The sequence below is a fragment of the Sphaerospermopsis reniformis genome (assembly GCF_005402885.1).
In the GTDB taxonomy this organism is placed as follows: Bacteria; Cyanobacteriota; Cyanobacteriia; order Cyanobacteriales; family Nostocaceae; genus Sphaerospermopsis; species Sphaerospermopsis kisseleviana.
The window spans coordinates 1-10,610 of the sequence record NZ_BJCE01000193.1; the positions used below are offsets into that span (position 1 = coordinate 1).

The following is a 10,610-nucleotide window of genomic DNA, read 5'->3' on the forward strand; positions in this document are numbered from 1 at the left end:
TCCCATTCCTAAACAACCGCTAACATTAATAAAAAACGTACCATAGGGAAAACTTGTACCAAATCTGGATGCAAACCATAATGTTAAATAATATCGACTTAAAGCACCAGCGATCGCCCCTAAACTCACAGCTAACGCTTGACGCAAATTAGGATCTTGTAACATAGCATTTACAGCGTGAAACCCGTACTGGTGGGAGAGGTTTTCATCACTGTACACCATAGTTGAACTCGATACAATCAAAACATAGCTAAACCAAAGCTATTATCTAGTACAAATTAAACAAAATCATGCAGATTAACAGGAGAAAACTACTATGGGAAATCAATTCAAAACTGCTGCTTTATTAGCCGCCCTTAGTGGCTTATTAATTGCCATTAGTTATTGGATAATTGGTGGCAGTAGCGGTTTAATGATCGGCATCGGTTTAGCAGCAGTTACCAACTTATTTTCTTGGTATCAATCTGATAAAATTGCCTTAGCAGTTTATAACGCCCAACCTGTCAGCGAAGCCCAAGCACCAGGACTTTATCGCATGGTAGAAAGACTATCAGAACGTGCTAATATTCCCATGCCAGGAGTGTACATTGTTCCTAGTCAAACTGCCAATGCTTTCGCTACGGGTAGAGATCCAGAACACGCTGCGGTTGCTGTTACCGAAGGTATTTTAAACATCTTACCAGAGGAAGAATTAGAAGGCGTAATTGCCCACGAACTCACCCACATTATTAATCGTGATACTTTAACTCAAGCTGTTGCTGCTACTGTCGCCGGTGCGATATCTTTCCTCGCCCAAATGTTAAGTTATAGCCTTTGGTTTGGTGGTGGTTCTAGAGATAATAATAGGGGTGGTAATCCTCTAGGAGTGCTATTAACAGTCATGCTTGCACCTATAGCAGCCACAATTATTCAATTAGCAATTTCCCGCACTAGAGAATTTTCTGCTGATGCTGGTGCTGCTAAATTAACAGGTAATCCCCGCGCTTTAGCTCAGGCTTTACAAAGACTAGAAGCAACCGCTAGACAAATGCCTTTAAATGCTAATCCAGCCTTTGAACCATTATTAATTATTCATCCTATTTCTGGGCAATTTTTAGGTAATTTGTTTTCTAGTCACCCAGCTACAGAAGCCCGTGTAGAAGCACTGCTGAAAATAGAAAGAGAGTTGGCAGGTAGTTATTAGATTATATCCCCGACTTCTTGAAGAAGTCGGGGATGTGAGATTTTAATTATTAATTCTATTTTTGGTTGAATTTTATTCAATTTTGATTTTTTTACACTACAAGTCAATATTTTTCAACTAAATTAAAACAAGAGTTCACTTTCCCCAGATGATTATGAACAATCAGATTATGAACAATCAATTGTATGAACAAGATTTTAATCTTTGGCGAGAAACCATCATTCAACAAATTAAAAAACACAATTTTAATGATATTGATTGGGAACATTTGCTTGTAGAATTAGAAGATATGGGTAAATCAGAAAAACGGTCATTTTTGAGTAATTTAACAATTTTAATTGCTCACTTACTCAAATTAACTGTTCAAGCTGATGCTCCTGAAATGATGAAAGGAAGTTGGTACAGTTCTGTTACGGAACATCGGTTTCGAGTCACAAAAGTTTTAGCAGAAAATCCTTCTTTTAAAAATTATCTGGATGAAGTTATTTTTATAGCTTATGCCGATGCTCGCAAACTGGCAATTAAAGAAAGCAAAAATGCTAAATTAGGAGTGAGAAAACCCGATGAATCAGAATATCCTCTTGATCTTCCTTTTACGTTAGAACAGTTATTAAATGAAGATTTTTATGGGGATATAGCAAGTGACATATAAAAGTCTCTAACTTGGTTGTAAAATGCTTAATCGTTTGATTCTCTCGTTCCCAGTCTCTGACTGGGAATGCTTTGGGGTAGGTTCTACCTCCCATCATAACTGGTAAAATATTCTTGTTGATAAAAGGTAAAGCTCCACATGATAGCACCAACATAACGATAATTGAGTAATTTAGATATTTAACTTTGTTGATACTCTAAACCATGTAAAATTATGTTTTCTATATCCTCGATTCCAGCCATAATACTATTATCTGGAGCATCTATAATTGAAAATGCCAACTCTTGTAAATAATCAGCAATACTTTGGCGTAGTTCAGGTCTAGAATCAGCTACCATTTTTTGGTAATCCCAAATATCCCAAGCTAAAAATCCTACTACTAAAATTGGGTCTAAAATTTGTGTACCTGTTTTAACTATCATAGCTGCACCAGCTTCAGAAATAGCTTTAGCGCCTGTTTTTGTAATTAGAGATGTACCAGTTTTAGACAGTAATTTAGAACCTGCTTTTGCTGCAAAGTTAGCGGTTAATTTTCCGGCTATCGTAATCGATGTAACAGCTGCTAACCTAGTCATTAAATTACTATTAAGACTTGTTGCACTTAAACTCGTTGCACTATTGCCATCACTATAAATTAACTCTGCTATATTTCGCAAATGTTCGTCCCATGCAACGTCAGGAATCTGATAATAGTTTTTTACTTGTGCAAATCGGAAACCTACAGATGAAGCATAATTTCTGCCTATATTATTTATGATATTTTTTAAGACAGATTCAGATTCTTCATTAAGAACCAATTGGTTAAACTTAGAATTAAAATCTTCAATCATTCGTTTTTGAATTATTTGATCAGCATTTAAGTCTATTTCGTCTTCTTTACGTAAGACTTTCAAAGCAGAATCTAACTGAAATACTGCCCAAGCAAAAGGAACTCCAAAATCCATTGCTTTTTGATTTCCATAGCTAAAATACCAATCAAGAAAGTTGTTATCTACTTTCTTGAGTAGTTCATTTGTCCAATTATTTATTTCATTTCTAGCGAAATCTTCTGTACTATCGTGGATTTGCTGAATCATCTGAACCAAAGATTTATCAACTTCATACCAATTGCTGGATGATGTAGAGTCAAAAGCTAAAGCTTGCTCAGGTGGAAAAGTATTCAAGCATAAAGCAACTATTATTAATAGTATAACAATCAGCTTTTGAAGAGTTCTCATCATAAATACTAGACCTTTTGATTCTAATGTTTGATAGTAAGGGTTTTAGCTATACTAAGAGACTGCATAATGTTGCGTTGGATTTCATCAACTATAGTCATCATGCCATTTTCAGGATTACTTAATAATGAATCTTTGACCAACTCAAGATAATCAACTAAATTTTCGCGCAGAATAGGCTTTTCTATGTTAGCAGTATGATTATTATCCCAAATATCCCATAGTAAAATTCCTACACCTACAGTTGCGTCTAAAAATACACTACCTACTTTACCTGCTAACACAGTTCCAGTTTTAGTAGCTATTTTCGCTCCAGCTTTACCCGCCAGACCAGCTACAATTTTACTACCAATAGTTGGTAATAATGGCGTAATTAAAGGTTTAAAAACAACATAAGATTCACCTCCTGCTATTAGCTTCCAAGTCAAACTTGACTTATTGCCTTGTGAGTCAACAACGTTGATAGATAAATCCTCTAAATAACGGTTCCAGTCTGCTTGAGCAATTTGATAATTTCTGGGAATTTGATTTATATTTGCACCTGCTTCTTTTAGAAATAATTTTGCTGTTTGTGTGGCAATACGTTCTAAACGCAGTTGGGATATTTGCGGTCTTAATACTCTTTTTGCAAATTCAGTCTGAAAATCCTCAGTTATAATTTCAGCAATGCTTTCTTCGGTAGATTTTCCGTTAGGATTTAACCAACGTCCCATGTTATTGGACATCCCAATAAAGAAAGATTTGTATTCAATCTGCTTTTGATTAAAGTAGCCAAAATACCAATCCAAGAAATTTTTATCAATTCTTTCTGTTAAATTCTCAACCCATGCGTCTAATTCTTTAGCAGCATAATCTTCTGCACCTTGACGAGCATTTTGTAGACTTTTATATACTTCTTGTTCAATTTGTGTCCAATCAATATCTTTTTTCGGAGTTACTAAAGCAGAATGGTCAGTTGAGTTCGTTGTTGGCAATGTGCTTTGAAAAGATTTAGCAATGAAAAATTGTCCAATGAGGGGAATTATAACTACTATAATTACAATTGCCCAAAGCCCAGGTATAATGAATCGTAAAAATTGATATATTGATTGAAGAAAATTTGTACTTGGTTTAGAAGCTTCTGCTGTTGTTGGTATTTGGTTGGTTATTTCTTTTTCTGCTTGGTTAATGCTATCAATATTAGATAAATATAGCAGTAATATTGTATTTAAATATATAAATATTAATCTCACAGATTTGAGATTGTTAATATTTAATATTTGTGAATAATCCTGATTTGTGGCATAGCTTTCAGACTGTCTCGTTTGATAATTAGAATTGTCCACAATGTAGTTTGAAGAATCTGTATTCATAAACAATGAAGTTGGGTAAATATGAGATGGAGTTTAATAAAACTTTTTGCTGTTTAAGTTTAGTTATAAATCAGGGATAATAAGTGTTATATTTAATGCGTAACTTTTAATACGTATTTTTAAGTTCAATAATAGTATAGTAACCTGGTCAGTTTCGCGTTGTCAATCTTGTATGTACAATTTGTAACTTTTAATTTATCCCAAAACCACATTGTCGCACTTTCCACATCTGGAACCTGTTCTCCCCTTGTGAAACCCTTGTATATCTTGCTTGTGTTTCACTTGGTAGCATACGGGAATCTATAACTGAACCTAAGCATCTCAAAACGCCTAAAGAATTAACCTTTGGAAAAATGCTTAATCGTTGGATTCAAAAAATAGGGGTTTAGCATTGCTAAACCCCTACCAAAATCAACTTTTTTTATTCCTACTTTCTAACTTATTGCACTAATAATTATTGGCATAACTAGCCACTTTCCTATCAACTAACACAAGATTATCTACAGCATATTTCACAACCAATGATTCTTGTGTTGCATGACAAGAACTCTTTAAAACTCGCGTTTTCACCGCATCTTTCACCAGTTTAGCCTGATAAGTATAAACAGAACCAGCAGGATTTTCATAAGTTAGCTCTGCTAACATTGTATTATTATCCATACTTTGCTCTAAAATTTTACCTGCTACTTTATTATTAAACCAATTCCATCCTTGACTAAAAATCATTTCTCTTTCTAAAACCTGTAATACATAGGGCAAAATTCCCCAGCCTCGATAAACTTTATGCAAAATTTGAATATCACCAGTCCGAGTTAAAATTGATCTGAAAGATTCTTGATCTAGTACACCATAATATCTTGCTTCTGGTAAATCTATAGCTGTCGGTGCAAAACGATGTCCGCCAAAATGGCTGGATCTCCAAATTCTTACATGATCAAATTGCAATTCAGAAATAGTATTTTTAGCATGAAAATAAAAAGGATTACCATATCTGGCACAACATTGATCATGGCTACCATGTGTACAAATTAAAATATCTCTGGTAACGCTATTTTCTACTTGAAAATCAGGATTTCCACCGGATAACCATTTCCGTACAACTCCTGCTACTTGTTCAATATTTGGTAATTTAAATTCTTGTTTGCGGTAGCCATGACTTAAACCTTCTTGTTTTTGATAAATTAATAATGTAGTTTCTTTTACTCTATGAGAGTCATCATTAGCAATTAACAAAAACCGAATTGGTAATTTACTATGCTGCACTTCTGCAACTAAAATCCGCAAGTTGTCAGGAACCCATTTAGAAGTAAATGCTTCTGACATCCAAGGAGTAGGACATTCTACTAAAATATAAGTTTGGTAGTTGGTTGCACTACCAATTATTTCTTCTCCTATTTGTCTTGAGTAGTCTGAGCAAAAAAACTTATTCATATCATTTTTTCCCAAGAATTTGTTGTATGGACAAAGATAAATAAACAGTAAAATTGTGTCTCTAGCTACTACTTTTAGTGTTTTTTGATGTTCATAGATTTAGCAATTTAAGACATCTTGCCACTTTATAAGCTTCTGGTTTTTTCCAGTTTTTCCGGTTAATAAATCCTTTCTTTACAAAACTCAGCATCTATTGATTTAAATTTATTTAATCGGAATTAAATAGCTTAAATCTTAATGTGCTTTATTTTCATCAGTAGCTGAGTTATGTATATCTATGTTTATATATAAAATTTTACTTTCAAGAAGTCGGATTGTATCAGTTAGTGTCTTCATAATGATAAATATTCTCAACTAACAACAAAAAAATATAACCGAGCAAGCCTATGGCAACGGGCATGGTAAAAATGCGCCTGTCATCACCCCAAAGGTAGAATTTTAGCAAGTTATGGCAGTTTTCATCTGTTGTTTCTCCCGTGGTGCTGTACTTGCTGTTCATCAAACACAAAGATTCTGAAAGTCTTATGATGCTTGATTTTTAAGTTTCTGTATCAACTGTAACAGAATTTAAATGAAAAAGCAAGTAATTGCTCAAATCTTTATTTTTTGCTAATTTTTCTCATTATATCTAGCTTACATCCAGCGAATCATGATTTAATATAATAATCATTAAATTTTTCATTAGATTTTTCAATCACATAAATAACCAAGAGGTTATATTACAAAATATTGCTGTTTATTTAAGAACTTGTATTTTTAAACAAAATGTAAAAAATGATCTTCACATTTAGAACTATAGCCAATCATAAAAAAATAGATATTTCTATACAAAATCCAAAATCTAAAATCTAAATTTATTGGAAAGGGTCACACTATACACGACTGCAAAATTTTATTAACGAGATAATGGGGAATAGTCATAGTTAATCGGTAATGAGTCAAACTGTTTTTCTATCACCAATTACCAATTACCACTTATCAATTATCAATTATGGCATTAATATTAGCTCTTGATTTTGGTGGAACTAAACTAGCAGCAGCGACAGTAGAAGCAGGTTCTAGAGAATGGTTGCGTCATGAAAATAGACTCTCACCTGCAAATGCGGATGCTTTAAGTGATATAGAAATTATGCGATCGCTCATTGATTCCGTATTAGATCAACACAAACCCGATGCCATTGGTGTTAGCTTTGGTGGACCAGTAGACGCAGACACAGGAATGGTGAGACTTTCTCATCATGTCCCTGGTTGGGAAAACATTCCCCTCAAACTCTTGCTAGAAGAAGAATATCACGCCCCAGTCAGCATAGATAATGATGCTAACGTAGCTGCAATTGGTGAACATCGGTTTGGTGCAGGTCAAGGATACGACAGCTTATTTTACATTACCATTAGTACAGGAGTAGGCGGAGGTTGGATACTCAACAATAAACTCTGGCAAGGTGCGGGAGGAATGGCCGGAGAAATTGGCCATATAGTAGTAGATCCCACAGGTCCAGTATGCTTATGTGGAAAACGCGGATGTGTAGAACGTTTTGCATCTGGTCCTTATATTGCCCAAAATGCCAAAGAACTCTTGGAAAAACAACCGCCTAATTCTGGGGGAGGTACAAAAGGTGACATACTGAGGCAGTTAGTAGGTAATGATTTAAACTTAATCACCGGGCAAATAGTCAGTGTAGCCGCATCAAATGGAGATGAATTAGCAAAAGCGATATTATACAAAGCTGCTTGGGCGCTAGGTGTAGGTATTGGTAATGTTGCCAACTTAATGAACCCACAAAGGTTTGTATTAGGTGGTGGAGTGACAAAAGCTGGGGATAGTTTTTGGGCAACTGTACGCAAAATAGCCCAGGAAACCGCCTTACCAGAAGTGAATTTTGAAGTAGTGCGGGCGGTTTTGGGAGATGATGCGCCATTGTGGGGGGCGGTAGCTTTAGGTTTGGATGTAATGAGGTAATTATTTTGTGAAGTAATTATTTTCAGATTATCCAATGCGATCGCCTATTATTTACCTGTTATTTAAATTTGAAATTTTGAATTATTTACGCCAAAATTCACAATTTCAAATCTAAAATTCAGTCAGATAAATCACACGCTATACTAAAATTTAATCCCTTATTTATGTTTCCTATGGTTGTAAGTGCTTCCACCACCAATATCACCTGGGAACTCTTACCCGAAGACTTCATTTTAGACGATGAACCTGTGGATAATGTCAACCAACCGAGTCTAGCAGCAGCATTAACCGAAAGCCTAGAACTCGCGGGTAAACTGCCAGAAACTGCTATAGCTACCACTAATTATGGCATCTGTGCCACCGTAAATGGCAAATTTGTCATCAAAGCCCCTGATTGGGCTTACGTACCGCAAATTACCGTACCTAGAGAGCAAATTCAACGCAGCTACACCCCCCATAAACAGGGGCAAATTCCTGTAGTGGTAATGGAATTTCTTTCCGATACAGAAGGAAGTGAATATTCCAGTAAACGCACCTATCCCCCAGGAAAATGGTTTTTTTATGAACAAGTTTTACAAGTTCCTAACTACATCATTTTTCAACCAGACACCGGGGAATTAGAAGTACATAATTTGCAGGAAATCGGAGCTTATAAATTACGTTCCCCTAATGATAATAACCGTTATTGGTTAGCAGAAATGGAACTATTTATAGGTGTTTGGCAAGGAAAGCGTGAAAACCGTCAAGGTTACTGGTTACGCTGGTGGGATCAAGATGGTAATTTGTTACTTTGGGGTTCTGAGTTAGTACAACAAGAACGACTTGCTAAAGAACAAGAACGACTTGCTAAAGAAGCCGCCTTAAAACGCCTTGAAGAATTAGAAAAACGTCTGCGAGATGCGGGAATTTCTGATTAAATTTGTTTTAAATGTGTTCACATTGTTCACATAAATTAACCATAAATTCAAAAATATTAAATCCTCAACTGCTGCCAAAAGTAGGGGATTTTTTATTTTTTAATCAGTAATTAAGTAAGCATTCAGCTATCAGCCTTTAGCAGTCAGCTTTTTCCAGGGTACTCCCAAACCCACTATTTGATAATCTACTGATTTATCAAACATTTCAACCTATACTTTCTGCCTGCTGCCTCCTGTAAGGGCGTTCGCGAAGCGTGCTGGAAGCATCAGCTTTCGGGCGAACAATTATCAATTTTTATCACAATTTTCTTGTAAGGGCGAAGCATTCGGGCGAACAATTATCAATTTTTATCACAATTTTCTTGTAAGCGCGAAGCATTCGGACGAACAATTATCAATTTTTATCACAATTTTCTTGCAAGGGCGAAGCATTCGGACGAACAATTATCAATTTTTATCACAATTTTCTTGTAAGGGCGAAGCATTCGGACGAACAATTATCAATTTTTATCACAGGTTATTTTCCGAATGCTTCGCCCCTACGACTCCTGAATTTTTACGTAATTAACATCTTTCTCAATCTTACAGCTACTTTAGATACAGAAGATCATGTAATGAGAGATTATGCTACTTTGTGGTTAGGAAAACAACCATGCTCCTCATTATTTAAGTTTTTCTGACATCGTTGATTTCTTAATAATTATTTAGTTGTAAAAGTAGACAATGATTTTCAAAATTGAATCAGAATTTTAACTTTTAGATTTAACAGAAGTTGGTAAGTGCAGATATACCAACTAACGTTAGAAATCAAAGTTATTGCGTAAATCCTGAAATCCTCATTTTTACAACTTCAACAGGATCACCATGACTATTCCTCTACTAAAATACGCTCCATCCAGCCAAAACCAAAGAGTTAAAAGTTTTGAAATTCCTGGAGAAGAATATCCAAGAATTTACACTACAGAAGGAACACCAGACACAGCAGAAATTGATCAGTTAATTTGGGCTGCTTATCGTCAAATATTCAACGAACAACAAATTCTAGTTAGCAACCGTCAATTAGCCCTAGAATCCCAATTAAAACACAAAAGTATTACTGTTAGGGATTTTATTCGGGGATTGTTATTATCTGAAACATTCCGCTTACGTAACTACAACGCGAATAACAATTATAGATTCGTGGAAATGAGTATACAACGAGTTTTGGGCAGGAATGTTTACAGTAAACAAGAAACAATGGCCTGGTCTATTGTGATTGGGACTAAGGGTTTACAAGGATTCATTGATGCACTGCTAAATAGTGAGGAGTATCAAACCAATTTTGGTGATAATACTGTTCCCTATCAACGTCGAAGAATTATTGCACAACATAGTAGAGGAGAGTTACCTTTTAGCCAATTTCCTCGTTATGATCAATACCATCGTCAACAACTAGAGAACTTTGGATATTTCCAAGCTAAAGCACCTGTAGGACATTGGTGGAAGCAGCACAAACCTCCTTACAATCCAGTTTCTTTATTGATGTCATCACCTCTTTTTTTCATAGAACATCTCGTCTTTTTTGCATTCATAGTTTATGTAATTCTCTCCTATTATGGTGTAGTTAGCTTGTAATATTACCATGCAATTGGTAATTGGTAATTGGTAATTGGTAATTGGTAATTGGTAATTGGTAATTGGTAATTGGTAATTGGTAATTGGTAATTGGTAATTGGTAATTGGTAATTGGTAATTTGTAATTGGTAATTGGTAATTGGTAATTGGTAATTGGCAGTTGTTAATTGGTAATTAGATTATAAATCTTCCCAGTCACCAGTCACCAGTCCCCAGTCCCCAGTCACCAGTCACCAGTCACCCGTCCCCAGTCACCAGCTACCAGTCCCCCGCACCCAGTCTCC

The 10,610-nt window shown here is 35.3% G+C and carries 10 protein-coding genes; 5 read left to right on the plus strand and 5 right to left on the minus strand.

What is annotated here, in order from left to right; all coding sequences use genetic code 11:
• Positions 1-165 (minus strand): fluoride efflux transporter FluC (locus FFR48_RS20855; protein ID WP_201277658.1); only part of this gene is annotated, 165 nt, incomplete at its 3' end.
• Between the two features lie 151 nt (positions 166-316).
• Between FFR48_RS20855 and FFR48_RS20860 the strand changes: the two genes are divergently transcribed.
• Positions 317-1,183 carry a zinc metalloprotease HtpX gene (locus FFR48_RS20860; protein WP_137668694.1) on the plus strand — a complete coding sequence of 289 codons (867 nt, stop codon included), beginning with the start codon at positions 317-319 and terminating at the stop codon, positions 1,181-1,183.
• Between the two features lie 169 nt (positions 1,184-1,352).
• Entirely contained in the window at positions 1,353-1,835 is a 483-nt protein-coding gene (locus FFR48_RS20865) for a DUF29 domain-containing protein (protein ID WP_137668695.1), read from the plus strand.
• 179 nt (positions 1,836-2,014) lie between these two features.
• On the opposite strand, the gene FFR48_RS20870 is transcribed toward FFR48_RS20865, so the two are convergent.
• The 4 genes from FFR48_RS20870 to FFR48_RS20885 form a co-directional block, all read right to left on the minus strand.
• On the minus strand, positions 2,015-3,055 hold the full coding sequence (locus tag FFR48_RS20870) for a hypothetical protein (protein WP_137668696.1): 1,041 nt from the start codon (positions 3,053-3,055) through the stop codon (positions 2,015-2,017).
• Between the two features lie 20 nt (positions 3,056-3,075).
• Positions 3,076-4,404, minus strand: a complete 1,329-nt coding sequence (locus FFR48_RS20875) for a hypothetical protein (RefSeq protein WP_162501926.1) — start codon at positions 4,402-4,404, stop codon at positions 3,076-3,078.
• Between the two features lie 447 nt (positions 4,405-4,851).
• The gene (locus tag FFR48_RS20880) at positions 4,852-5,835 is read right to left on the minus strand and encodes a ferredoxin family protein (RefSeq protein WP_137668698.1); all 984 of its coding nucleotides are present in this window, start codon (positions 5,833-5,835) and stop codon (positions 4,852-4,854) included.
• Positions 5,836-6,154: 319 nt separating this feature from the next.
• Positions 6,155-6,337, minus strand: a complete 183-nt coding sequence (locus FFR48_RS20885) for a hypothetical protein (protein ID WP_137668699.1) — start codon at positions 6,335-6,337, stop codon at positions 6,155-6,157.
• Positions 6,338-6,826: 489 nt separating this feature from the next.
• On the opposite strand from FFR48_RS20885, the gene FFR48_RS20890 reads away from it, so the two are divergent.
• The 3 genes from FFR48_RS20890 to FFR48_RS20900 all read left to right on the plus strand — a co-directional run bounded on the left by FFR48_RS20890 (position 6,827) and on the right by FFR48_RS20900 (position 10,326).
• Entirely contained in the window at positions 6,827-7,795 is a 969-nt protein-coding gene (locus tag FFR48_RS20890) for an ROK family protein (RefSeq protein ID WP_137668700.1), read from the plus strand.
• A 173-nt stretch (positions 7,796-7,968) separates the two neighbouring features.
• Positions 7,969-8,712: a Uma2 family endonuclease gene (locus FFR48_RS20895; protein ID WP_137668701.1), complete on the plus strand. Its 744-nt coding sequence runs from the start codon at positions 7,969-7,971 to the stop codon at positions 8,710-8,712.
• Between the two features lie 864 nt (positions 8,713-9,576).
• On the plus strand, positions 9,577-10,326 hold the full coding sequence (locus FFR48_RS20900) for a phycobilisome rod-core linker polypeptide (RefSeq protein ID WP_096566547.1): 750 nt from the start codon (positions 9,577-9,579) through the stop codon (positions 10,324-10,326).
• Positions 10,327-10,610 lie beyond the last annotated feature (284 nt).

Excerpts from the sequence above, each read along its gene's own strand:
- FFR48_RS20860 (WP_137668694.1), top strand. The coding sequence starts at position 317 with ATGGGAAATCAATTCAAAACTGCTGCTTTATTAGCCGCCCTTAGTGGC.
- FFR48_RS20865 (WP_137668695.1), top strand. The coding sequence starts at position 1,353 with ATGAACAATCAATTGTATGAACAAGATTTTAATCTTTGGCGAGAAACC.
- FFR48_RS20870 (WP_137668696.1), bottom strand. The coding sequence starts at position 3,055 with ATGATGAGAACTCTTCAAAAGCTGATTGTTATACTATTAATAATAGTT.
- FFR48_RS20875 (WP_162501926.1), bottom strand. The coding sequence starts at position 4,404 with ATGAATACAGATTCTTCAAACTACATTGTGGACAATTCTAATTATCAA.
- FFR48_RS20880 (WP_137668698.1), bottom strand. The coding sequence starts at position 5,835 with ATGAATAAGTTTTTTTGCTCAGACTACTCAAGACAAATAGGAGAAGAA.
- FFR48_RS20890 (WP_137668700.1), top strand. The coding sequence starts at position 6,827 with ATGGCATTAATATTAGCTCTTGATTTTGGTGGAACTAAACTAGCAGCA.
- FFR48_RS20895 (WP_137668701.1), top strand. The coding sequence starts at position 7,969 with ATGGTTGTAAGTGCTTCCACCACCAATATCACCTGGGAACTCTTACCC.
- FFR48_RS20900 (WP_096566547.1), top strand. The coding sequence starts at position 9,577 with ATGACTATTCCTCTACTAAAATACGCTCCATCCAGCCAAAACCAAAGA.